This window comes from Catellatospora bangladeshensis, assembly GCF_016862575.1.
Lineage (GTDB): Bacteria > Actinomycetota > Actinomycetes > Mycobacteriales > Micromonosporaceae > Catellatospora > Catellatospora bangladeshensis.
The window spans coordinates 50,042-74,023 of the sequence record NZ_BONF01000039.1 but is presented as its reverse complement, the minus strand read 5'-3'; the positions used below and the strand labels follow the sequence as shown (position 1 = coordinate 74,023).

Here is a 23,982-nt window from a genome sequence, read left to right as displayed (position 1 = left end):
CGACCGCGTCGGTGCAGCGACGCGGGACAGCACGTTCGAAGCCCGGTGGTGCCGGTTGATGCCCTCTCGCCGGCACGTTTCGAAAGTGTTTCAGCCAAGGAGATTGTTAGCGGTCACATCGTTGACTGTCAAGGTCTGCCGAGCGGCGTCCGGCTGCCCCGAACAAACGCCGCCCTGCTCAGCGGCCACGTCGGCACGCCAGCCGGACCCGCATCTTGGCATCACGGAAAGTTGAGGACCGTCGCCGCTTCTGTTGTGGTCACCGCGTCTTCGGCAGAGAACTGCCGAGCAGTTTCCCGGGGGCTGCGATGATGCCGTCCTGGCCGTTGATGTTGAGGATGCCTGAAGCGATCGCGAGGATCCCCGCGTCGAGGTCTTGGATGTCCGCGAACGACTTGGTGATGCCGTACTTCCTCAAGATGCCTTCCGCGATCGCGACGAGCTCGCTGAGTCCTGGGCCTACCGGCCCCCCGTTGGCGATTTTGATGTCATCGTCGCTGCCGGGCTTGAGCAGATCGCTGATGATGTTCAGACCTCCGATCTCCTCGCGGGGCCCCGGATCAGCGGCTTGGGCGGGAGTCGCCAGGAACAGGGGCATGGCCGAGACGGCAATGGCCCCGAGAACGGCGCGTGGCTTCATATCGTGATCAACGAACCGGCCGATCACGAGATACATCTGTCGCAAAACGCCACTCCCCTGTTGCGGACCGAGTCTGCTGACGGCGTGTGGAGTCGCGGTCGCCGACGGGCACGCACATGGCGCCGTGGGAGAGCGCTACCGCCAGACTCACGGACGCACGATGTGGGTCTGGGGGGGTACATCACGGCGAAAAGATCATGCCGTGTGCGCCCAGGGTGGGCGAAGTGTGAGCCGGTTGAGGTATCAGAGCAGGAACGACAGCCGCCAGATGGAGCATCCCGGTCGGCTGTACAGGTGGAGGCCGTCGGACACCTCGGCGGCGATGTCAAGACCCCAGCCCCCGGCCGAGGGCCGGGCTGCGGGCTGGCGCGGCGGATAGGTGCCCCCGTCGGTGATCTCGCAGGTCACCAAACCGCCGCCGGCCCAGACCCGAAGCTGCCCGCCACTGCGCGTGTGCCGCAGCGTGTTCGTGGCGATCTCGCTGACGGCCACCTCCAAGGCCGCTACCCGGTGTGCCGGCAGACCATGCTCGGCAGCGGTCCGCCCGGCGATGCGGCGCACGTTCGCCAGGTCACCCGCGCTATCGAACAGGATGACCGCCGTATGCGCCGGGGGCGGGTCGAATGGCTCTGTTACCTGTTGCATGGCTCCTCCGGCCGTGGTGGCCGCCCTGCTGTCCCTCCGTGCGCCGCTGTCGGCGTCAACTGTGAGGCGGCCGCCGCCCAGGCGTGGCGGCCGGTGCGGCGTTCAGCCTTCGCTACCGCAGTACCCGCCGGATGCCGGATCACACCCGGCACGGGCGGCCAGGCGCAAACGGTGTCACGTCTGCTGGTCGTCGCACAGGTAGCTGTACACACCCGTGATGTGCAGCACCCGAGCGGTCATCCCACTGACGTTGATCAGCCGTAGTTCCCCGCCGCCGGCCAGGATGCGCGCGCGAGCGTACGAGGGCGTGTACGCCGGAGGAGTCGGTGAAGGTGACCGCTTTCATGTCGACTTGCAGCGCCAAGCCGGGCCGCTGGCCGGCCGCCGACACCAGCAGCTCGTACAGCTGGTCGGCGACGGCGAGATCGATCTCGCCGGTCAGGTGTACGCGCGCCACATTCTGGTCGTACTCGACCTGGTGGCTCAGCTGCGAAGTCACGCGCCAAGTTGTAGCACGTCCGTTCGGGCCACGACGGCGTCGATCTATGCCGGTTCTACCCGCACCGGCGATGGCCGGTCCACGCAGCGGGTCCCCGCCGGCCACCGGCGTGAGCCGCCGTTGTTGCGTCCGGTCGTGGCTGTCCCCTGTCAGTCTGGCAGCGCCTGGCGGACGTCGACGGTCTTGTCCATGCCGGTGAGTGCTAGAAGGCTGCCGACGACACTGGACTCCGGGGCGATGACGACCATCGCCTTGCCTTTCTCCCGGTTGTCGTCGGCGAGCCGTTGGATCATGCGAAGCCCTTGGCTGTCGAGGAACCCGAGCTCGGTGAGGTCGAGCAGGACGCTGGGTGTGTCTGCGGCGGCACTGCGCAGCTGCTCGTCCACCTCGTCGACGTTGGACATGTCCACCTCGCCGTTGATGCGCAGGACCGGCCGGCCGCGGTCTTCAGCGACGATGACCTGGGCTAGGGAGTCGCTCATGGCGCGGTTCCATTCGGTGAGAAGCGGAGTTTCACTGTCGTGCCGGCATGTGTGGTGTCGAGTTCGAAGGCGTCGCTCACCTTACGCATGATGCCGGTGCCGCGGCCGCGGTTGCCGGGCTCGGCCGACGGTGTGCGCCAGGTGCCCGTGTCGGTCACGGTGACCACGAGGTCACCGCCGGGTTCGTGCTGTCCCACGATGGTGATCGTGGCCGGGGCCTGGTCGTGGTAGGCGTGCTCGATGGCGTTGGACGTCGCTTCGCTGACGGCCAGCTGCAGGCGGGTCATCGTGGCGGCGGCGATGTGCCGGCGGGTGCCCCAGTCGGCCAGCAGGCGGCGCAAGTGGCGCAGTTGCTGGGCGTCGGGCTCCATCCGGTGGTGGAAGTCAGGCGATTCGGGTCGCAGGCACAGGGCCACCGCGTCGTCGGTGCGCTGCTCGTCGGTTCCGAGCGTGTCGATCAGGCGGCTGCAGAACTGCTCGACCGGAAGGCCGGGCAGTGCGGTGGCCGCGTTCTCCAGGCGGCTGAGGCCCACGGTGATGGGTTCGCGACGACGTTCGACCAGCCCGTCGGAGTAGAGCACGAGCGTCGAGCCTCGGTGTCGACGACGAGCATGGGCGGGTGCCCGGCGGAGGCGTAGTGCAGCTGCCGGGTGGCCGGGTCGTACACGGCGTAGCAGGCGGTGACGAAGTCGGCTCCGTCGACGTCGCAGGCGAAGCGGTCGAACTGCGACAGCAGCGCGCCCGGCCTGGTGGAGTGCGGGGCCAGTGCACGCATGCCCACGCGCAGGCTTCCCATGGCGATCGCCGCGTCGAGGCCGTGCCCGACCACGTCTCCCACGGTGATCGCGATGCGGCCGTCTGGAAGGGTGAAGGCGTCGTACCAGTCGCCGCCGACCTCCAGGGCGACGCTGCCTGCTTCGTACTGGGCCCAGATGGCCACGTCCGGGCTGTTGACGATGGCGCGCGGCAGCAGAGCGCGCTGCAGCTGCAGCGCGATGCGGTGCTCTTCCTGCCGGATCGCGATGCCGGTGAGCACGACACCGACCCGGCCGGCCAGGTCGCGCAGGAACGCCAGATCCTCGTCCAGGTGCTCACGCGCGGCAGGTTCGTCGAACTCCACGACCAGCTTGACCGTCGTGTCCCGGCCGGTGGCGATCGGTATGCCCGGCACGTTCGGCGAGTCGGCGACGGCGGCCCGGTCGGCGAACCCCGGTGCGAGGTGCTCGACGAGGCAGCGCAGTCCGTCGTCGACCGTGGCCACCCTGTCGAGGTCGCTGATGATGTCGGTGAGCAGCTCCATGCGGGCCCGGATGCGCCGGCCGAGACGTTCCTGCTCACGCAGGACCTCATCGGCTCGGCGGCGGTCGTCGATGTCGGTCGCCACCCCGAACCACTTGATGACCGATCCGGCCCCGTCGTAGAGCGGCACGATACGGACCAGGAACCAGCGGTATCCGCCCGAGCGCTGCCGCAGGCGCAGCTCGCCTTCGTATGCGCCGCCGCGGGCCTCGGCCGCGTGCCAGTCGGCGCGCAGCTGGTCGGCCTCGTCGAGGTGGGTGGCTGCGAACAGCATCGAGCGGTGGTCGTTGCCGTCCGGCACGATACCGGTGGTGGTGATCCAGTTGTCGTTGACGAACTCGACCGAACCGTCGAGCCGGCCCACCCAGACCAGTTGCGGGCTCACCTCCACCACTTCGCGAAACCGCAGCTCGCTGTCGCGAAGTTCGTTCTCGGCCCTGGCCCGCTCGACCGCGGCCCAGGTGCGTTCGGCGACCTCCTCGATGAGCGTGATCTCGGCCGGGTCCCAATCGCGTGGCACGTTCTGGTGCAGCACCAGCGACGCCACGTGCAGCCCGTTCTTCAGCAGCGGCACCGCGGCGAACGCCCGCACGTCCGTCGCCGGGTAGGCGAGCCGTTCGGCGTCGCTGAGCCGCGGATCGGCTGCCACGTCGGTGACGGCGATGGTGCGCCCGGCGCGCCATTCCTCGAACAGGGTGGCGCCGAAGTCGTCGGCTCGGTAGCGGCCGACGATGCTGGCCACCGCGGGATCGTGGTAGTCGCTCTTGGCCACGTAGTAGTCGCTGTCGGGCTCGTGCACGACGTCGAGATACAGGGCCCGGCTGGCCGACAGGTGCCGGCCGAGCCGCTCGGCGGCGTAGGACTCGATCTGCAGGGGGTCGGACAGCGAGCGCAGCGCCTCGGTGAGGTCGAACAGGAACGCGCGCCGCGCTTCGGCGGTGTACCGGTCGGTCACATCAGCGGCGACCCCGACCAGGCGCGTCGCGGCCGGCGGATCGCCCACGAACGTCGCCCGCGCCGTGACCGCGACCCAGTGGTAGCCGCCGTGGGCCTGCCGGACCCGGATGTCCTCGCGCAGCTCGCGGGTCCCCGCGGGGTCGAGAGCGGCTTGGGCTGCGGCCGCGTACCGGCCTCGGTCGTCCGGGTGCATCATGGAGGCCATCGCCGTCGCCAGCGGCACATCGAGGTCCAGCGGAAGGTTGAACAGCTCCCGCATCCGCGGGTCGGGCTCCCCGCGGCCGTCGACGTACCAGACGAAGGTGCCCATCTGGGCCGCGTCCAGGGAGAGCTGCAGCCGCTCCTCCTTCGAGGTCTCCATGGTGACAAATTATCGTGCCCTCGTCATTAGTGGCCATCCGGACAGACTGGGCATGACGATCAAGCTCAACGGCGACGGGACGTGGCCTACGGTCAGCTGCGTACCGGCCGGTCACCGGATTCCGGCCGCATGCAGGCGCCGGGTGGCGGCACGGTCGATGCTGGCCCTTGCCGGCGACCCTGCCGGCCCCTGCCCACCGGTGCCCTCGAACGCACCGGCGATGACGACGAGCAGCAGCAGTGGCATGAACAGTGTCCTGATCAGCATCGCCCAGCAGGCCTTGAGACCGATCCTGCCGCCGTCCTTGACCCGCACCAGCTGCGTTCCGGTCAACACTCCCCCGAGCGCACGGCCGCCGCTGAAGAACAAGCCGTACAGCACCGGCACGACCACCAGCAACGCCAGCGCGCACACGGTGACGGCTTCGTCGGACAGGCCCGAGGTGACCCGCACGAGCGACACTGCGACGATGCCGACCGCGACGCCGAGCAGGTATACGACGAAATCGATGAGCCATGCCAGGAACCGTCGCCACTCACCGGCTCGGATGTAAAGCCCGCCGTCGTCGAACGCCGCCAGCCGCTGGGCGGCTCGACGCCCGAGGACGCGCTCGGTCTCAGCCTTGGCCATCTCCAGACGGGTCGGCGGGCGGCCTGCCAGTGGAGCCGTCGCAGCATCAGCTTGTCGCATCATCAGCACATTGTGATCACCCATGACCGCCCTCTGCGATGCAGGGCTCGCCGGTGCCGGCGGGCCCGGCTGCCGGCACCGCGTCGGAGCGCCGGACATCTGTTCATCGACTACGGACGCGGGACGCTACAACGGCGTGGTCACTCGTCGTCCCAGCGCCCACTACTGGGTGGGATGCAGTCGCAAGACCGCACCCCACCAGATCTCGAGGACTCAGATGCTGACGTTGAGGCGGCGATTCGCAGCGACACCGCCCGGTGGATTGCCTTAGGCGACCGGGGTCAGGCCGAAGCCGGTGAACTTGATCAGGTCGGCCATGGTGAAGTCGCCCGCGGTGGCTGAGGGAAGGAACGGCGTCCAGCCGGGGTCGGCACGCAGGTACGACGACGGATCCGCGGCGAGCAGGCCGAGGAAGACCTCCGCGACGATGCGGCCGCCGACCGGGCCGAGATGCTTGCCGCCGGCGAGTTGGTTGGCCTCGCGCAGCAGGTAGTACCACAGTGGAGCGGGGCCGGGCTTGGGCAGGCCGAGCTGGTCGTCGGTAAGCGGTGTCTGTCCCAGCGCGCGGGCCACGGCCTGGCCTGAGGGCAAGCCGAGCCGGACACCGCGGGTCAGGTTGCGCTGGGCCAGTGAGGGCATCCGGGGGGCCACCTCCGGCGGCAGCGCGAGCAGCGGGCCGGCGATCTCGGTATCGATCTTGCGGGAAGGCTGCGGCGGATTCGCGGCGTCGACCTCGAAGAAGCGCCGCCATTCCACCTGCCATCCCGCGGGCAGGGGGCGCAGCCCGCCCAGGTGGCTGAGCGGGTCGCTCTCGGCGATGGGGGTGGATGTGAAGATCGGCCGGCTCGGCACGTTGCTGTTGACGGTGTAGCGTCCGCGGATCATCGAGTGCGCGAACCGGTAGGCGGCCACGGAGAACTCGACGGGCATGAACGGCTGGTTACGCCAGGTGAAGAACGTGAGCCGGGTCTTTTCCACGGGCGGTCCGCCGGCTGTCAGCGGCTCGCGTACCAGGACGTCGCCGAGGGTCTGCTCGCCGACGACGCGGCGCAGGAAGTCGTGCACGACCAGCCACTGGTAGTGCCAGCGCACCACCCGCTGCACAGCGGCGAACTCGGTCTCGCCGGCTTGCGGCGCCGCCTGTGCGAAGTCGGCGCGTCGATCGAAGACTCTGTTGTGGAACAGCAGCAGGGTCAGGTGCAGCTGGCTGATGAAGATGTTCTCGTCGTTGCGGGGGTCGCCGATCAGGGCGACGCCCTGGCTGCTGCGTGGCAGGTCGAGTTCGTTGTCGTGCTCGCCGATCAGGAACTTGTCCCGGTTGGTCTTGTCGTACAGGTAGGGCTGGTCGGCGGGGCCGCGTCCGTACACGCTGTCCAGATCGAAGCGCGGGGTGCGGAAGTTCGTCAGCGCGTCCGGGTCGTTCTGCCGGTCGAGGCTGGACACCGGGTCGAAGGTGAGGTCGTGGTCGATGAACTGGCCGAGGAAGGTGAAACCTGCGGGAATCTGGTCGTTGTCCCCGCTGGGGTCACCGCCGTTGGGCTCGGCCATCGCCTCGGCGATGGCAGCGATCGTGGCGTCGTCGGGCTCGAACGCCGGCAGGCGGCGGAACATCCGGCCGAAACGTCCCTCGAAGAGCTGGGACTTGGCCACGTTCTCGACTCCGCGCAACGGGTCGGAATGGCGGAAGGGCGTCTTCGACTCTGCAAGATCCACAGCTTTCCTCACTGTCTGGCTCCCGGCCGCGGACAGAGTCCGGCCAAGCCGAGAAGTCCTCGAGAAGCGCCAAGGCTGCCCGCGCAACCCCGGCGTAGTCGCAAAACACGCTAAACGCAGTGATATGCGCTTACCGGGCAAACAGTACAGCCACGGGTCCGTTTCCGAATGCTGAGCTGCGATTTCAGGTCCGTGTCGACCGCCCGGACTGCGCATGCGGGCCCCTCGGGCGAGCAAGATCCGAGCGGAAAGTGAAGCTCACGTTGATCTTGTCCCTGGACGGAGGCGGGCCGGCACCCGGCAGATGGTCGGTTGCCTGTTGTTTGGCTGCGCCACTGGGTTTCCAGCCTGGGTCAGATCGGCCGCAGAACCGCAGTCCCGGCTTCGGGGCGACGCACATCGACGCCTCGGCGCGACTGCGATTCAGACCGTCCGGGTGGCTGTTTGACCGTATTGTGATGATGTGTCTACGCCGGATGGACGGGCGGCGGGCAGCACTCATCACGCCAATCGGGGGACCGGAAGTGGCCGAGACGACGACGCTGAAATGGCGTCAGCATCAGCTTTCGCCGCACGCGCAGGACGCACTGCGCAGCGTGACCGGCCTACCTCGACGCGTCCCCGCACCACCCGCGCCCGCCGAACCGGCTCCGGCAGAGGCCGACCGGCACATACAGCTGCCAGACCTCCCCGCCACCGCACCGGAGAAGGCCGCGACCCTGTTGCGGGTGGCGGCGCAGATCGAGCACGCGCTGATGGTGCAGTACCTCTACGCCGGCTACTCGTTCACGCTGCCGCAGCGCGAGATCCTCGACGTGGCGATCGAGGAGATGAGCCACCTGCTGACGGTGCAGAACCTCCTGCGGCTGGTCGGTGAGGCACCGCACCTGCACCGGCAGGACTACGGGCCGCCGTTCGCCGAGGACGAGCGCCTGTTCCCGTTCGACCTCAGGCTGGAACCGCTGTCACATCTGTCGCTGGCGAAGTACACGATGGCGGAGTCCCCGGCAGTGCTTCCGGCGGAGATCGACCCGGATGTGTTCGCGCACATCGAGGACCTCGCCACCGGATCCAGGCACGAACAGGTCAACCGGGTCGGCACCCTCTACGCGCTGCTCGGCGCTGTCTTCGGCAGCGAGGCACTGCTGCACGAACTGGCGGCGACCGGCGACCCCTGGTACGTCGCCGTCGACCAGCTGGCGGCCGAAGCCGCGACGTTCTACGGCAGCCGCGACGCCCTGCACCTTCCCGACAGCGCCTTCCATCCGGCGTCCGCGCCGGACCAGGCGTCCGACCCCGAGTGGGACCGCTCGGTCGAGAAGAGCATCGACGAGTTCCGGGTTCACGTGGCGGCGAACCGGCGTGAGGCGCTCACGGCGCTACGGGACATCGGCCTGCAGGGCGAAGGACCTTCGGTGGTCGCCACGGAGAACGCCCACTTCCGGCGGTTCTACAACCTGTTCCTGCGCTTCTTCGGAGCGGACGGGACAGGCACGAACCCGCCCCCCGGGGTGATGGACGTCCCGGCCGGCAGCCGGATCGTCCTCGACGAGCACGGCTCGGGCGACGGCGTCATCTCCCACCCCACGACGATCCGGTGGGCGAGGCTGGCCGACCTTCGCTACGCCATCCTGCTCGCGTCGCTGGAACGTTACCTGCGGGCGCCGCGCGACGACCGGGCCTTCCTGCGCGGGTGGTGCTTCGCGGAGATGTTCGCGCTGCGTAAGCTCGCCGACTTCCTGCGCCGTATGCCCAGAGGCCCCCGGCAGCAGGCCCGGGTGGCCTCGCTGCCCTTCAACCTGCCAGGGTGGCTCACCACCGGCGCGCAGTGGTCGGATCTGGTGGCCGCGTTCGGCGAAGCCACGGCGATCGCCCAGGCCCTAAGTGCCGACGCCGCCATCGCCGACGACCATCGGCGCCTGCTGGCGCACCTGCTGGCATCGGACGGGCGCAAGCTGCAGGAGGCGACGGCGCGTACGCAGGGCACGACCCAGCGCAGCCGCACCGACGCTGTCCGCGATGTCCTGGACTGGGCGGCCGGCGCCGGTGATCCCAGGCATGACAAGCAGGGCCGGTTCTGGAACTTGCAGCACGACGACTTCGTCCAGGTCGAGATATTCGGTGACAACGTCACGACCCCGCCGTCGCCGGGCGAGGACGCGCTGCTCGTGGCGATGCTCCGTGGCCAGTCGATGCCCCTGGCAAGGCCGAAGCTGCCCGAAGACAGCGGGGAGTTCCTGCTGGTCGAGCAATGGGTCAACGACGGCTGCCCGGACAGCGACGTTTAGGCGCCGGCCACCCACATCCCCGCGCCCGGCTCCGGCCGGCTACCTGAACAGGAGAGCACCATGGCGGTCATCGCGTCTCTGCACGGCAGCACCTCCGGCGACGGATTCCTCATCGCCCCCGTGGGCGCGCACGTCTTCGACGCGGCGCTGTCGCTACGCACCGATGCGGGCACCGCCTCGGTGACACTCCGCGCTGCACCCGACCCCGGCGCCCTGTCCTTCTCCCAGACGTCGGTCACGGTCACGACCGCACCCACCTCGGTCACGGTGCACGCCAACGGGAAGAGCATGTCCAGGGGCGACACGACGATCGAGGTGGTGCAGGCGGACACCGTCGTCGCGAGCCTGGTCGTGACCTGCATCGCGAACCCCGTCATCCACATACGTGGCCGGTTCCAGGCCCGGTTCGCGACCGCGATCGCGATCTACAACAGCAGCCCGATGTACACAGCCGACTCGGAGGACATCGGTCCCGGCTGGACCTGGGCGCTGGAAGGCGAGCCCGGCTTCGTCCCACCGACGGGAAACGTCCCGGAGCGGATCGATCTGCCGGTGGGTCGGGTCATCCGCTTCAACGACCCGGTCGCACTGCGTACGCACGCGGCACCGGTGGTGACGACCGTCGACAAGATCAGCGGCGAGACCAAGACGGGAATCCAGGTCTTCACCAGTGGCGACCCGGTGATCGGGGAACGAGCCAACCTCGGGCCGAACACCTACTTCGCGGGCAACCGGGAGATCGACCCTGCTGATCCGACGCCGGAGGACTTCTACGACGATGCGAACGAGCCGATGGGCCTATTCGAACTCCACATCGGCGACCGGTTCTCAGGCGCATCGAAGATCGGGCCGTTCACCCATAAGGCGAGCTTCGCCAACGAGCACACCCGCACGCCCGACTCGCGGCCGATCGCCACGGGCCTCGAGGACGCGACCGCCGAGCGCCTGGAGTTCGGCCTGCCCGACCTCGCCACCTTCAGCGAGACCCGCATCGACCTCCTCGTCGCCGACTACGAAGCGCTCCCGCCGGGAGACTCACCGCAGCGGCGAAACATCGCGCGGCGGATCGGTCACCTGCTGTTTGCCGTCCGTCCGGCAAAGCGCGCCGCGGTCACCGCCGCGCATCCGAACGCGTTCGTCCCCAGGGTCCCGACGCTGCCTCTAGGCTGGACCAAGAAGGAGGTCTTCAACGGGAAGGTCGACGCGGACCTGAGATTCGAAGCGGACGGCTCGAGCGTGATCGAATACTTCAGCCTGTTCACCTCGTTCGCGTTCCAGTCTCACATGTTCTCGTTCCACTCCGACGAACTCTGCGCCCACCACATCAGCAGCGTCCGCGCGGATCCGACGGCCGGCCCCAGCTCCCTCGCCTTCCCCGAGCTGGCCACCGTCCACCCCCGCTGACCGTTACGTCGCCGCCGCGCCGGCTCGTCACGCCCCAAGTCGACTGCCCCAGACGACGAGGGCATCTACGGCCCGTTTCATAACTCGTCGGAGTCATGAGCCAGCGCCCTTCTCGGGCGTCCGCGCCTCACTCCGGCTGGGGTGGGTGCGGTTCCCGCGTCGTCGGGACCGGTTTCGCCTGCGCAGGTGCGCGGGCCAGAGCCTTTCCCTCGGCGGGCGTTGGTGACAGGGCCCCCCGCGTGGAGGTCCCGGACCTGGGCGTGGTGCTGCTCGGCCCAGATGGCGAGGTTGACCGCACCCGGCGCAGCAGGTCGCCTTCGGAGACCACCCCGGCGAGCCAGTGCAGGTCGTCCAGTACGGGTACGGCGTTCAGACGGTGTCGGGTCTGCAGGTCGGCGATGTCGGCGTACGGGGTGTCCAACGCGCCGCTGACGACGTCGCGGCTCATCACGTCGCGTACCGAAGGCGTGCCGCTATTCATGACCGCCACCTTGGGCTGTTCGAGGACCAGTTTGCCGGTGGTGCACGACGGTCTTGCCGCCGACGTGAGGCTCCGCTAGCATCGTCTCGCGCTGCGGCCTGTCACGCCCGGTGTTCGTCACGGCTGGCCAGCCTGTGACCAAGGTCCTATGGAACGGGTCTGGTCGGCCCTGCCGCGTCGTACGCGAACAGGCGCACGGTCAGGGCATGGACACGCAACAGCGCCTGGTCAAGGCAGACGAGCAGGGCGTTTGGGCCAAGGTGATCACCGGCGGGCCGTCGTTGCAGCTGCTGTCACGGATCGTCGAGGCTGCCGGCACGGCGCTGCGTAACGCAAGTTCTTACGACCTGCGGCTGGCCGACGGCGGCGGCGCCTGCCCGCGGGCTCATCCGTGGGAGGGCGAGGCCGGCACCTGCCGGGCAGGGCCGTGCGGGCCGGACCGGGGCTGGGCCGTCGTGCTCGGCACCGATGGCGATCTGCCCGACGACCGGGCCCGGGCAGGGCAGGTCGCGCGTGAGTTGCTTGCCGATTCGGCCAGGGCGGGGTTGATCGCGTCGATACACGCCCAGCCGGCCGTCGTTCCGCTGGCGCGGGACCATCTACGCCTGATGCTGGGCACATCGGGATTTCCTCAGCTGGTGGTGTTCGTGCGCCCGCTGCGCACACCGGTCGCCGCATCCGAGGCCGGCTCGTGCCCGATGTGGCAGGAACTCGCCGCTGCGGCCGCCGTGTGACGCCAGGTCGTCGGCCACGCCCGCCCGAGCGCGGGCGTGGCTCAGGTGGTGTGGACTACCGCGACGGGGCTGTGGGCGTGCTCGACGAGGGCATGGCTGACCGAGCCCAGCAGCATGCCGGTGAAGCCGCCGCGGCCACGCGACCCGACGACCGTCAACGCGGCGTCTTTGCTGGCGTCGATGAGGGCATGTTCGGCGTTGAGGCTGTGCACGGGCCGTAGTTCGACTGCCAGTTCCGCGTGCTCGGCGCGCCACGGCGCGATCGCGTCGGCCAGCAGCTGCTCGGCCTCTGCGCGAGCGGCTTCGACTGGGTCGATGGCAGGTTTGTCGCCGCGGTACCAGGGGGCCTGCCAGTGGATGTTGACGAGGATCAGGGTGGTGTGACGCAATAGCGCCTCGCGCGCGGCGAACGTCAGCGCCGCTTGTGCCGTCGGAGATCCGTCGTAGCCGACCATGACAGGCCCGCTAAGCGTCGCGGCGGATCCGCTGCTGTCGGCGTCGGCGCCGGTGGGCCGGAAGACGACGACCGTGGTGTGGGCGTGGGCGGCGACCTGGGATGACACCGAGCCGAGCAGCAGGCCGGTGAAGCCTCCGGCGCCGCGGCTGCCGACGACGAGCAGCGCCGCCCGGCGCGACTCCTCGATCAGGACGGGCGCGCCGGCGCCGGCCTTCAGATGAGAACGCACTTCCAGGTCGGGAAACTGCTCACGGACCTGTGAGGTGACACCGGCAAGGGCCTCTTCGGCGGCCTGACGAGCGGCGCCCTGGTCGGCTGCCAGGTACTCCCCGCCCAACCAGGGTGGGCTGAACCCATACAGCGCGCTCTGGTAACCGCAGACCAGTTCCAGTGGCGCGTTGCGCTCGCGGGCAAGCCGGGCGGCGTAGTGGGCGGCGAGCATGCTGCATTCGGAGCCGTCCACCCCGGCGATCACCGGATGGTCGCGGCCAGCGGCGCGTGGTTGGGCGGTGTCAGGGTCCATGTGTCCACGATGCCGCCCGGTCGGTGCGTCAGGTGCCCGAATCGAAGATCCGGCTGCGGTGTCCGGGCTGCCGCTGACCCTGCGCGCCGTGAGTGTCGGCTTACCCGGTTCTGGCGCCGCTCATGGACTTCTCGTCGACGTCGCTTTCAGGATCCGGCAGGTCGTGGTCCAGCACTGTCTGCACTGCTGCTCCGTCGACGGTTTCCTGCTGTTCCAGCAGGTCGGCGAGCCGTAGCAGAGGCTGCTGGTGTTCGGCGAGGACGGCGGTCGCGCGGTCCTGTGCCTCGCGCAGCAGCCGGGCGACTTCTCGGTCGATGAGCTGCTGTGTCTGTTCGGAGTAAGGCCGGTGGGGCTGGTCGGCGGGGTCGTCGCCGAGGAAGTGCGACAGGCCGGTGCCGTAGCCGACGGGCCCTAGCGCTGGGGACAGGCCGAACTCGCGGACCATCCGGGTGGCGATCTGGGTGGCGGCGGCCAGGTCGTTGGCGGCACCCGTCGATGCCTGCCCGAGGATCAGCAGTTCGGCGGCCCGGCCGCCGAGTTTCACGGTGAGCAGGTCGGTCAGGTAGTTCTCGTGGTAGAGGTGCCGTTCGGCTTCAGGCAGCTGTTCGGTGGCGCCCAGCGCCATTCCGGCGGGCAGGATGGTGACTTTCGCGATGGGGTCGGCGTGCGGGCACAGCGCGGCCAGCAGCGCGTGCCCGGCTTCGTGGACGGCGACGGCGTGGCGTTCCTCGGGCAGCAGCGCGTTGGAGGTTTCGCGGCGGCCGAGCAGCAGCCGGTCGCGGGCGGCGTCGATGTCGGCGGCGGTGATGACGGTGCGTGCGGCGCGCACGGCCCGGATCGCTGCTTCGTTGACCAGGTTCTCCAGGTCGGCGCCGGAGAAGCCCGGGGTGGCCCGGGCGATCAGCCGCAGGTCGACGTCAGGCGCCAGGTGCTTGCCTCGTACGTGCACCGCCAGGATCGCGGCGCGTTCGTGCTGGGTGGGCAGCGGGATCAGGACCTGCCGGTCGAAGCGCCCGGGGCGCAGCAGCGCCGGGTCGAGGGTTTCGGGCCGGTTCGTGGCGGCCAGCACGACGATGCCGGAGCGCTGGTCAACCCCGTCCATCTCGGCCAAGAGCTGGTTGAGGGTCTGCTCGCGTTCGTCGTCGCCGACCCGGCCCGTGCCGGCGCGGCGGCCGCCGATGGCGTCTATCTCGTCGATGAAGATGATCGAAGGCGCGCGGCGGCGGGCCTCTTCGAACAGGTCCCGTACCCGTGAGGCGCCGACGCCGACGAACATCTCCACGAACGCCGACCCGGTCACCGACAGGAACGGCACCTGGGCCTCACCGGCCACCGCCCGGCCGAGCAGGGTCTTACCGGTGCCCGGAGGCCCCACCATGATCACTCCGCGGGGGCCTTTGGCTCCGGCGACGGCATAGCGCTGCGGGTCACGCAGGAAATCGACGACCTCGCCGATCTCCTGCTTGACTCCCTCGTAGCCGGCGACGTCGGCGAACCGGGTGGTGGGCCGCTGCGCCTCGATGATCTTCGCTCGGGAGCGGCCGAACCCGCCTATGCCTTCGGCGAGAGTGCCCTGGGCGCGGCGGCCGGTCCAGTAGAAGAACCCGAGCAGCAGCAGTAGTGGCAGGAAGCTGAGCGCCAGCGCCCAGCCGGAGCCGCTGTCGCGGGTGGCGGTCACCTCGACGTTCTTGGCGCGCAGCTCTGCGGTCAGCGGCGCGGGGTCCAGGGCCGTGGGGATCTGGCTGGTGAACGCGGTGCCGTCGGACAGTGTGCCGTGTACGGCGCCGTCTTGGGCGACGGTGACTGCCGCGACGGCGCCTGAGTCGAGCTTGGTGAGGAACTGGCTGTACGTCAGGTGCTGCGGCGAGGAGCCGCTCATCAGCGGCACCAGCAGCAGGACGGCGGTGACGAGGATGCCGATGGGCAGCAGCCATCTGCGCCAGCGTGGAGCCGGGGCGGGGGCTGGGCGTGGCGGTTCCCGCGGCGGCCCCGACTTCACCGGCGCGGACGTGTGCCGGCCCGAGAACTTCGGCCTGCTGAACGCCACATCAAACTCCTGTCCCCCGCTGCCTGCGACTGCTCGGTGGGCCCAGATCCGCGGCCGTTCCTGTCCCGCGCCCACCGTGCCGGTTCACGCGTGCCGGGTGTGCACTGCCGAGGTGGTCGGTAGGTGTTCACGGACCAGCAGCCAGCTCGTGGCCAGCAGCCACGCCGCGGCGAGGATCCCGATCACGGCCTGCACCGCGACCAGTGACGGCGCCACGACCCCGGTGGCCACGCCCAGCGCCGCCAGCACCCGGACCGCGGCGAGTACACCGGCCAGCCACGCGAGCCATATCGGCAGCGCATGGGTGCGGGCGATGCCGATCGCGGCCGCGCCCAGCGGCAGCGCGGAGGCGACCCCGGCCAGCAGCCCGGCGACGGTCAGCGCCGTGTAGGGCCCGGCGGCCAGCGCGAGCAGTGGTGGGTGGGTGGCCATCGCGTACGTCATCCCGGCGAACACCACGACGATGAACAGTCCGACGGCGCCGGCGAGGATGAATCCGCCGGCGACGAGCATCGGCACGACGCCGGACTCTCCCGCACGGCGCAGCAGTGCCGCGAGCGTGATCCCGAACCAGACGGCGGCCACCACCGCTGCGGCATACAGCAGCATCGCGGTGACGATCGCGGTGCGGTGCCCGGACAGGTACTCGGCGATCACAGGGCCGCTGCTGCCCAGCGGCGGTGCGGACCCGAGCAGCAGCCGGCCCAATACCGCCAGGGCGACCGCGGCAATACCGGCGATTCCGCCCCAGCGCATCTCATGACTCATCGAGAACACCTCCTGCGAGGACGTCGACAAGTCCACGATCGCGCGGTCGGCATGACGACGGCAACAGACCAAAGTCCCTTTTCGCAGGTCAGATCGGCCGCGCCGAGGAACTCCAGCGTCACCATACGGTCAAATCCTGCGCCACGGCGGCGGCGCCTGGCAGCGGCTTGGCGAATATGCCCGCAGGGCGTTGCTCGGCAGTTGCGCCGCGATCGATGCCGAGCCCCGCATTCAGGCGGGGCGGTCGCCGGTTCGTTGCGGGCCGAGTAGCTGCCGCAATTCGCGGTCGCTGACCCGTCCGGCGAGCAGGTGCCGGGTCAGCGCCAGTAGCCACAGGCCGACGACACACAGCGCTGCCAGCGCCAATGCCGTGCCTTCGCCGGTGGCGGTTGCTGCCGCCCCGGCGACGAGGCCATTCGCGGCGAGGACGAATGCCACCACCAGAGTGCGTTTGGTCGGCCGTTCCAGGCGAAGCCTGCTGTGCTCGACGGCGGAGGTGACCGCGCCGAGGACAAGAACCGCGATGGCCACGGATCTGACGGGCAGGACGCTGGGGCCTATCTCGGCGTAGGTCGCTGCTGCCGCCCCCACCAGCGCGGTCGATACTGCGTCACGCCAGGTCAGAATCATGGCATCCACCTCGCCTTCGAGGCTGCCACCACCGCCTCGACGCGGGCAGAGCACATGGGCCTGACCCGTCGGGTCTCTCGGCCCGCCGTCACCGGCGGCGTTCTGAACGTTGCGGTGGATGGCCGGCAGATCAACCGGTCGGCGATGTCTTACGGCGGCGGCACCAGCGCCACAGCTCATCGACGCCCCAGACGATCGCGGGAAACGGAGCTAGCATGGCCAACTGCCAGGCCTGTGGCGGGCGGGTGCCGAACACGTGCTGCAGCACCGGCACGGTCACCACCGCGGCGGCGAAGGCGATCTCGAACGCGATGCCCCACAGCAGCAGCCGGTTGGACAGCACCCCGACCGAGCGCAGTGACGCGGTCTGGGTCCTGGAGGCCATCGCGGTGCCGATCTGGCAGGCGACGATGCCCAGGAACGTCATGGTGGTGGCCTGCTGCCACACCGGATGCAGGGCGGTGCCCGGCTCCACCGGCGCTCCTGGGTGCCAGCCACCGGCGGTGAGGGTGACGAAGAACCCGGTGAGGACCAGGATCGCCGACACCCCGCCCAGCAGCACCCACGCCCGCACCAGCATCCCGGCGTCGATGACGTTCTGGCCTCGCCGCCGGGGCGGGCGGTTCATCACCCCGGGTTCGGCGGGCTCGCGGCCGAGCGCGAGCGCGGGCAGGGTCTCGGTGCCCAGGTCGATGGCCAGGATCTGCAGGACGGTCAGCGGCAGGGGGACCGCGCCGCCGGACAGGGCGAACACCAGGAACGGGACGACCTCGGGGGTGGCGTGGGCGAAGATGTAGACGATGAACTTGCGTACGTTGTCGTAGACGCGGCGGCCTTCGGCGACCGCGGTGACGATGGTGGCGAAGTTGTCGTCGGTCAGGACCATGGTGGCGGCTTCGCGGGCGACGTCGGTGCCGGAGCGGCCCATCGCCACGCCGATGTCGGCGCGGCGCAGCGCCGGGGCGTCGTTGACGCCGTCGCCGGTCATCGCCACGACGTGGCCTTCGGCGCGCAGCGCGTCGGCGATGCGCAGTTTCGCCTCCGGCGAGCTGCGCGCGAAGATCAGTTCGCGGTGGGTGCGCAGCCGGCCGTCGAGGGTGGCTTCGCTCATCCGGTCGAGGGTGTCGCCGTCGATGACGCCGCTGTCGGGGTCGGCGTTGATGCCGATCTGGCGCGCGATCTCGGCGGCGGTGGGCCCGTAGTCGCCGGTGACGATGATCAGGCGTATGCCGGCGGTGTGGCAGCGGGCGACGGCGTCGGCGACCTCCGGGCGCGGCGGGTCGGCCATCGCCACCACCGCGAGCCAGGTGAGGTCCTGTTCGGCGTCCTCACGCCGGTCCGGTGGCCGTTGCTCGTCGGCGCGGCGGGTGGCCACGCCGAGCAGTCGCAGACCACGGCGGGCGTAGTCGGCGCACGCGGCGCTGATGTCCGCTCGGTCGGAGGCGGTGAGTTCGCGGTCGCCGTTCGGTGTGGCAACGCGGGTCGAGCGGGCCAGCACCGCCTCTGGGGCGCCTTTGACGTTGATCCACAGGCTGGCGGCGTCGCGGTCGACGGTCGACATCAGCCGCAACGCCGAGTCGAAATGGAACAGCCGCACGCGCCGGGCCGCGCGTGCGTCGGTGCCGGTGTCGACACCGAGGGCTGCGGCGGCGTCCAGCAGCGCCACCTCGGTCGGATCGCCGCCCGGCGCCGACGGCGGATCACGGTGGGCGTTGTTGCAGGCGGTGATCACCGAGGCCGCCCGGCGCAGCACCGTGTCGCCGGAACCGACCTGGTCGGGGAAGCGGTGCTCCGCCAGGGGTGTGCGGGCATCGGTTACGTGCATCCGGTTCATGGTCAGCGTGCCAGTCTTGTCGGTGCAGATGACGTCGGTAGAGCCGAGGGTCTCCACCGCCGACAGCCGTTTGACGACCGCGCCACGACGTGCGAGCGCCCGGACCCCGACCGCCAGCGCGAGGGTGATCGTGGGCAGCAGCCCTTCGGGGACGTTCGCGACCAGCAGGCCGATCGCGAAGATGAACGCGTCCGGCAGCGGCAGCCCGGCCAGCGACGTAGCGAGCGGCAGGAACGCCGCCGCGAACCCGACCGAGACCGCTGCGATCAGCCACGCGACCCGTTTGACCTGCTGTTCCAGCGGGCTGGGCGCACGGCCGACACGCTGCGACAGCGCGGCGATCCGGCCCAGTTCGGTGTGCATGCCAGTGGCGAACACCAGCGCCGAGGCCTCACCCGCGGTGCAGACGGTGCCGCTGAACAGCAGGTCCCGGGCCGAGAGCAGTGGTCCGGCGGTGTCGGTGAACTCCGCCGACCGGCCCGCGGGCACCGACTCTCCGGTCAGCGTCGACAGGTCGACCTCCACCGTGCCCGACAGGAGCCTGGCATCGGCGCAGACGCGGTCGCCCTCCTCGACGACCAGTACGTCACCGGGCACCAACTGCTCGGCGGGCAGCACCTGGACGGTGCCGTCGCGGCGGACCTTCGCCGTGGCGGGCAGGTACGCCGCCAGCGCCTCCACGGCCCGCTCGGCCTGCTGCTCCTGCACGAACGCCAGACCGGCGTTGAGCAGGATCACCACGACGATCGCGGCTGACAGCGGCGGGAGGCCGGCGACCGCCGCCAGCACGGCGGCCACCCACAGCAGCAGCGCCAGCGGATGGGTCAGCTGCACCACCAGGTCCCGCCACCAGGTGCTACGCGTGCGCCGCACCAGCAGGTTCGGCCCGAACGCCTCCAACCGCCGGGAGGCCTCCCTGCCCGTCAGACCCTCGGGCCGCGACCGCAGGTCACGCAGCAGCCGCGCCACCGGCTCCCGCGGATCGGCCTCGGCCGCCGGTGGCCCACCGGTGCCTGCCGCGTCGTCGGGCTGCTCCACCACCTCGACATCGTCTCCCGCCCATCACCGGCAGATGACGCGAACCGCCAGCGCCCCTGGAATCGATGTCATAGCGGTTACTGCAGGTCAACTGTCCGCAGGCGGCCGATAATGAAACCGGACGGTACGGAGGAGCGATGACGGGTTCGGCGACGATCGTGGTCGGCGTCCGGCTGCCGCCGCGACGGGCCGCTGCAGCCCGGGTGGGTGAGATTCGTGGCCGGATTCAGGCGGCCCGGTCGTAGCGCGCTGGAGGAGTTGACAGCCCGCCGCGTTGACGTCGGGGCACTGGGACGCTTGCACGCTTCCGCAGGATGCGGCGAAGCCGCAGGCGCGGACCTGCCTGCGGCTGCCACCTATGGGACGCGGACGTACTTCGCGGACCTGCACGCACCTCAGGCTGCCCGTCACGTTCGGGTCTGTGCCGGCACAGCGTGTTTCCTGGCTGGCGGCGGAGCGCATCTCGGCCAGGTTGAGCAGGCGCTCGGCGTGCGGGCCGGTGAACGTGCCGCCGACGGGTCGGTGTCGCTGCAGGCGGTGCACTGCCTCGGGTTCTGCTACGGCGGCCCGGCCGCCTTGGACGGCGACACTCCCTGCGCCGGTGCCGATCTGGCGGCGCAGCTTTGCGGGCGTGCACCGCGGCGTGCTCCACCGATCCCGGCCACGGCTGTGGCGGGCCCCGTGCTGCTGGATCGCCAGGCAGGCTGGCGGCTGTGGCCGCAGCTGGTCGCCCGTGCCGACGCCCCGGACCTGATCCGGGACCAGGTCGCCCGGTCCGGCCTGCGTGGCCGCGGCGGCGCGGGGTTCCCGGCGGCCCGCAAGTGGCAGGCCGTGGCCGCCGAGCCTGGCCCGCGGTATGTGGTCGCCAACGGCGACGAGGGCGACCCCGGCTCCTACGCCGACCGGCTGCTCATGGAAACCTACCCCGACCGGGTTTTGGAAGGCCTGGCTCTGGCCGGGCTGGCGTGCAGCGCAACCGCCGGGGTCGTCTACGTCCGCTCGGAATACCCGCAGGCTCTGGCCAGCATGCGTGAGGCCGTCGCCCGAGCACGCGCTGATGGCCACCTGGGCCGGGGCGTGCACGGCAGCGACGTCGACTTCGACGTCGAAGTGGCCCAAGGCGCCGGGTCCTACGTCGCCGGTGAGGAGACCTCGCTGCTGCGCTCGCTAGCCGGGCTGCGCGGCACAGTCCGGCTGCGCCCGCCGTATCCGGTGCAGTCCGGGCTGTTCGGCCGCCCGACGGCGGTCAACAACGTCGAGACGCTGTCGGCGGTGCCCGCCATCCTCGACCGCGGCGGGGACGCCTATGCGCGCCTGGGCCGTGCCCCGGAGGCCGGGACGCTGCTGGTATGCCTCAACGAACGGTTCGTGCGCCCCGGCGCATACGAGGTGGAACTGGGCACGCCGCTGTCGGAGATCGTGTACGGGCTCGGCGGCGGCCTGCCACCCGGCCGCACGCTACGGGCGGTTCAGGTCGGAGGGCCGCTGGGCGGGTTCCTGCCGCCGGGAAGGCTCGACCTGCCGCTGCTGGCCTCAGCCCTGGACAGCGCCGGGGTGGCGCTGGGCCACGGCGGCATCATCGCCGTGGACGACACCGTGCCCGCCGATGCGCTGCTGGCGCAGTTGTGGCGGTTCTACGCCGCCGAAAGCTGCGGGGCGTGCACTCCCTGCAGGGAAGGCACGCGCCGCGGCGCCACCGACCCGCAGACCGCCTCCGCCGACGGGGGCCTGCTAACGCTGATGGCCACGGCCAGCCTCTGCCCGTTCGGGCGCTCGATCCCCCGCGCGGTGCGCAGCCTGGTATGCGCTCTGGCCGAGGACCCCCCGTGAGAGTCACCGTTGACGGCAACGAGGTCGACGTCCCCGCTGGCGCCACCGTACTGGACGCGGTGCGGGCGGCGGGACGAGACCTGCCGACCCTGTGCGACGACGACCGGCTCGCCCCGGCCGGACTGTGCAGGCTGTGCCTGGTCCGCGTCAGCGGGCGGATCGCGCCGGCCTGCGTGACCGCCGCCGCCGACGGCCAGGACCTGCGCACCGACGACCCGGACGTCACCGCGATGGCACGCCTGGCGCTGGAGCTGACCGTCGAGCGGCTGCCCGCCTCGGCGCTGTCGCTGCCCACGGAGCTGGCCGCGCGTTGCGCCGAACTGGGCGTCGGCGCCGACCGGTTCGCGGCCGTCGGCCGCGGACTGGGCGTCGACAGCACCCACCCCTACGTCCATCTGGACGCCGATCTGTGCATCGCCTGCGGGCGGTGTGTGCGCATGTGCGACGACGTGCAGGGCGCTTTCGCTCTGACACTGGCCGGACGCGGCGCGGGCACCGTCGTCACACCCGGCGGCGGCAGCTGGGCGCAGTCGGCATGCGTGTCCTGCGGCGGCTGCGTCGACACCTGCCCCACCGGTGCCATCACCCGGGCCGGCCACCCACCCGCACCGGCCGCGTCGCAGGTCGGGACGACCTGCGGGTACTGCGGGGTCGGCTGCGCGCTGATCGTCCACACCAGCAGCGGTTGCATCGACCAGATCACGCCGGACCGCGCCGGGCCGGTCAACCGCGGCCACGCCTGCGTCAAAGGCCGCTTCGCGTACGCGTTCGCCACGTCCGGCGACAGGCTCACCACGCCCCTGATCCGGCGCGGCGAACGTCTGGAGCCGGTCGGCTGGGACGAAGCGCTGCGTCTGGTCGCCGAACGGCTGAAGGGCGTCGTCGACCGCCACGGCCCCGACGCGGTGGCCGCGATCTGCTCGGCGCGGGCCACCAACGAGGAGAACTACCTCATGCAGAAACTGATGCGGGCGGTGATCGGCACCAACAACGTCGACAACTGCTCCCGCATCTGCCACGCCCCATCGGCCGCCGGGCTGACCGCCGCGTTCGGGCTCGCCGGTGGCACGAATCCGGCCGAGGACATCGAACGCGCCGACTGCATCCTGGTCGCCGGCGCCAATCCCACCGAGGCACACCCCGTCATCGGCGCCCGGATCCTGCAGCAGGCACTGTCCGGCGCCGGGCTGATCGTGATCGACCCCCGCCGCACCACCCTGGCCAAGATCGCCAATGTGCACCTGGCCGGCGCGCCGGGCAGCAACGTCGCGATCTTCAACGGCCTGGCCCGGGTCATGCTCGAGCACGGCTGGGTCGACGCGGACTTCCTCGCCCGGCGCGCCGCCGGGCTGGACGCGCTGCGCGAACAGCTGGCCTGGTTCACCCCACAGCGGGTGGCCGACGTCAGCGGCGTCGCCCCGGATGCGCTGCTGGCCGCAGCGCGGCTGTATGCCACGGCGATGTTCCCGTCGATCATCTACGGGCTGGGTGTCACCGAGCACACGCACGGCACCGACGGCGTACGGACGCTGGCTAATCTGGCGATCCTGCGCGGGGCTGTGGGCACCGGCCGCGGCGGTGGCGTCAACCCGCTGCGCGGCCAGAACAACGTCCAAGGCGCCTCCGACATGGGCGCACTGCCCGATCAGCTGCCCGGCTACCAGCCTGTCGCTGACCCGAGGGCGCAGGCCCGGTGCGAGCAGGTGTGGGGCTGCGGCCTGCCGGCGCGGCCGGGTCTGCGCATCCCCGACATGTTCGATGCGGCGCTGGATGGTCGGTTGCGGGCGCTGTGGGTGTTCGGGGAGAACATCGCCCAGACCGACCCCGACAGCAGCCATGTGCGGGCGGCGCTGGACGCCTGCGAGTTCGTGGTCTGCCAGGAGATCTTCCTGACCGACACCGCCCTTGCCGCCGACGTGGTGCTGCCGGGAGCGTCGTTCCTGGAGAAGGACGGCACGTTCGTCAACTTCGACCGCCGCTTCCAGCGGGTTCGCTCCGCCCTGGCGCCGCCGGGCTTGGCCCGCACCGACTTCCACATCATCGCCTCGGTCGCCCTCGCGCTCGGTGCCGACCTGGGCTGCCCGACTCCTGCCGACGCTCTCGACGAGTGCGGGCGGGTCGCGCCGCTGTTCGCCGGGATCAGCCACTCACGGCTGGACCGTGACGGGCCGCTGCACTGGCCCTGCCGGTCGCCTGACGACCCTGGTCAGGCGCGGTTGCACCTGGACTCGTTCGCCACGCCGGACGGCCGGGCGCAGCTGGCGGCCCGGCCGTGGCTGCCACCGGGCGAGCTGCCTGACAGCCGGTATCCGTTCGTGCTGATCACGGGTCGGCGGCTGGCGCACTACAACGCGGGCACGATGACCCGCCGCACGCCGAACCTGCTGCTGTCGCCGCATGAGACCCTCGATGTCCACCCCGCCGACGCGCGAACGCTCGGGTTCGGGGAGGGTGACCGCGTCGAGGTGCGCAGCCGCCGTGGCGCCCTGACCGCGACGGCCCGCCTGACCACGGACGTCAGTGTGGGGCAGGTCTTTCTGGCGTTCCATTTCCCCGAGGTGGCCACCAACGTGCTCACCTCCGCCGCGGTGGACGAGGCGACCTCATGTCCGGAGTACAAGATCACCGCGGTGTGCCTGCGACCCTGTTGACGACTTGCCGC

The 23,982-nt window shown here is 70.6% G+C and carries 17 protein-coding genes and 2 pseudogenes; 6 read left to right on the top strand and 13 right to left on the bottom strand.

All coding sequences use genetic code 11. The annotated features are described in order from the left end of the window. Positions 1-259 precede the first annotated feature (259 nt). The 7 genes and pseudogenes from Cba03nite_RS29670 to Cba03nite_RS29635 all read right to left on the bottom strand — a co-directional run bounded on the left by Cba03nite_RS29670 (position 260) and on the right by Cba03nite_RS29635 (position 7,223). The gene (locus Cba03nite_RS29670; RefSeq protein ID WP_203753191.1) at positions 260-676 is read right to left on the bottom strand and encodes a hypothetical protein; all 417 of its coding nucleotides are present in this window, start codon (positions 674-676) and stop codon (positions 260-262) included. Positions 677-883: 207 nt separating this feature from the next. After that, positions 884-1,201, bottom strand: a complete 318-nt coding sequence (locus tag Cba03nite_RS29665) for an ATP-binding protein (RefSeq protein ID WP_239126097.1) — start codon at positions 1,199-1,201, stop codon at positions 884-886. Between the two features lie 223 nt (positions 1,202-1,424). After that, positions 1,425-1,784 carry an STAS domain-containing protein gene (locus Cba03nite_RS29660; protein ID WP_203753186.1) on the bottom strand — a complete coding sequence of 120 codons (360 nt, stop codon included), beginning with the start codon at positions 1,782-1,784 and terminating at the stop codon, positions 1,425-1,427. A 149-nt stretch (positions 1,785-1,933) separates the two neighbouring features. After that, positions 1,934-2,266: an STAS domain-containing protein gene (locus Cba03nite_RS29655; protein WP_203753183.1), complete on the bottom strand. Its 333-nt coding sequence runs from the start codon at positions 2,264-2,266 to the stop codon at positions 1,934-1,936. Continuing rightward, positions 2,263-4,818, bottom strand: a pseudogene (locus Cba03nite_RS29645) (ATP-binding protein). The gene Cba03nite_RS29655 and the pseudogene Cba03nite_RS29645 overlap by 4 nt, the downstream one beginning before the upstream one ends. A gap of 176 nt (positions 4,819-4,994) precedes the next feature. After that, entirely contained in the window at positions 4,995-5,597 is a 603-nt protein-coding gene (locus Cba03nite_RS29640) for an RDD family protein (RefSeq protein ID WP_239126096.1), read from the bottom strand. A gap of 243 nt (positions 5,598-5,840) precedes the next feature. After that, positions 5,841-7,223: a peroxidase family protein gene (locus Cba03nite_RS29635; protein ID WP_203753173.1), complete on the bottom strand. Its 1,383-nt coding sequence runs from the start codon at positions 7,221-7,223 to the stop codon at positions 5,841-5,843. Between the two features lie 386 nt (positions 7,224-7,609). Between Cba03nite_RS29635 and Cba03nite_RS29630 the strand changes: the two genes are divergently transcribed. After that, positions 7,610-9,574, top strand: coding sequence for a ferritin-like domain-containing protein (locus tag Cba03nite_RS29630; RefSeq protein ID WP_203753170.1), 1,965 nt, complete (start codon positions 7,610-7,612; stop codon positions 9,572-9,574). Positions 9,575-9,694: 120 nt separating this feature from the next. Further along, positions 9,695-10,978, top strand: a complete 1,284-nt coding sequence (locus Cba03nite_RS29625; RefSeq protein ID WP_203753167.1) for a hypothetical protein — start codon at positions 9,695-9,697, stop codon at positions 10,976-10,978. 127 nt (positions 10,979-11,105) lie between these two features. Here the strand turns inward: Cba03nite_RS29625 and Cba03nite_RS29620 are convergent, their stop codons facing one another. Then, positions 11,106-11,459, bottom strand: coding sequence for a CBS domain-containing protein (locus Cba03nite_RS29620; RefSeq protein WP_203753165.1), 354 nt, complete (start codon positions 11,457-11,459; stop codon positions 11,106-11,108). A gap of 206 nt (positions 11,460-11,665) precedes the next feature. Here Cba03nite_RS29620 and Cba03nite_RS29615 point away from each other — a divergent pair, with 206 nt between their 5' ends. Beyond that, positions 11,666-12,193, top strand: coding sequence for a hypothetical protein (locus tag Cba03nite_RS29615; RefSeq protein WP_203753158.1), 528 nt, complete (start codon positions 11,666-11,668; stop codon positions 12,191-12,193). A 41-nt stretch (positions 12,194-12,234) separates the two neighbouring features. Here Cba03nite_RS29615 and Cba03nite_RS29610 read toward each other — a convergent pair whose 3' ends face one another. The 5 genes from Cba03nite_RS29610 to Cba03nite_RS29590 all read right to left on the bottom strand — a co-directional run bounded on the left by Cba03nite_RS29610 (position 12,235) and on the right by Cba03nite_RS29590 (position 19,493). Then, positions 12,235-13,173 carry a universal stress protein gene (locus tag Cba03nite_RS29610; protein ID WP_203753155.1) on the bottom strand — a complete coding sequence of 313 codons (939 nt, stop codon included), beginning with the start codon at positions 13,171-13,173 and terminating at the stop codon, positions 12,235-12,237. 100 nt (positions 13,174-13,273) lie between these two features. Beyond that, positions 13,274-15,220, bottom strand: coding sequence for an ATP-dependent zinc metalloprotease FtsH (gene ftsH, locus Cba03nite_RS29605; RefSeq protein ID WP_203753152.1), 1,947 nt, complete (start codon positions 15,218-15,220; stop codon positions 13,274-13,276). An 84-nt stretch (positions 15,221-15,304) separates the two neighbouring features. After that, the gene (locus Cba03nite_RS29600) at positions 15,305-15,988 is read right to left on the bottom strand and encodes a hypothetical protein (protein WP_203753150.1); all 684 of its coding nucleotides are present in this window, start codon (positions 15,986-15,988) and stop codon (positions 15,305-15,307) included. A 231-nt stretch (positions 15,989-16,219) separates the two neighbouring features. Further along, positions 16,220-16,618 carry a hypothetical protein gene (locus tag Cba03nite_RS29595; protein ID WP_203753146.1) on the bottom strand — a complete coding sequence of 133 codons (399 nt, stop codon included), beginning with the start codon at positions 16,616-16,618 and terminating at the stop codon, positions 16,220-16,222. A gap of 130 nt (positions 16,619-16,748) precedes the next feature. Beyond that, positions 16,749-19,493 carry a cation-translocating P-type ATPase gene (locus Cba03nite_RS29590; RefSeq protein ID WP_239126095.1) on the bottom strand — a complete coding sequence of 915 codons (2,745 nt, stop codon included), beginning with the start codon at positions 19,491-19,493 and terminating at the stop codon, positions 16,749-16,751. Positions 19,494-19,697: 204 nt separating this feature from the next. Between Cba03nite_RS29590 and Cba03nite_RS40065 the strand changes: the two are divergent. From Cba03nite_RS40065 to fdhF, 3 genes and pseudogenes are all read left to right on the top strand, one after another. After that, positions 19,698-20,057 (top strand): annotated as a pseudogene (locus Cba03nite_RS40065) (NAD(P)H-dependent oxidoreductase subunit E); the annotation flags it as partial. A 114-nt stretch (positions 20,058-20,171) separates the two neighbouring features. Next, positions 20,172-21,320, top strand: a complete 1,149-nt coding sequence (locus Cba03nite_RS29585; protein ID WP_239126105.1) for an NADH-ubiquinone oxidoreductase-F iron-sulfur binding region domain-containing protein — start codon at positions 20,172-20,174, stop codon at positions 21,318-21,320. Further along, complete coding sequence (fdhF, locus tag Cba03nite_RS29580) at positions 21,317-23,971, top strand: formate dehydrogenase subunit alpha (RefSeq protein WP_203753143.1); 2,655 nt, start codon at positions 21,317-21,319, stop codon at positions 23,969-23,971. Before Cba03nite_RS29585 ends, fdhF begins: the two co-directional genes overlap by 4 nt. Positions 23,972-23,982 lie beyond the last annotated feature (11 nt).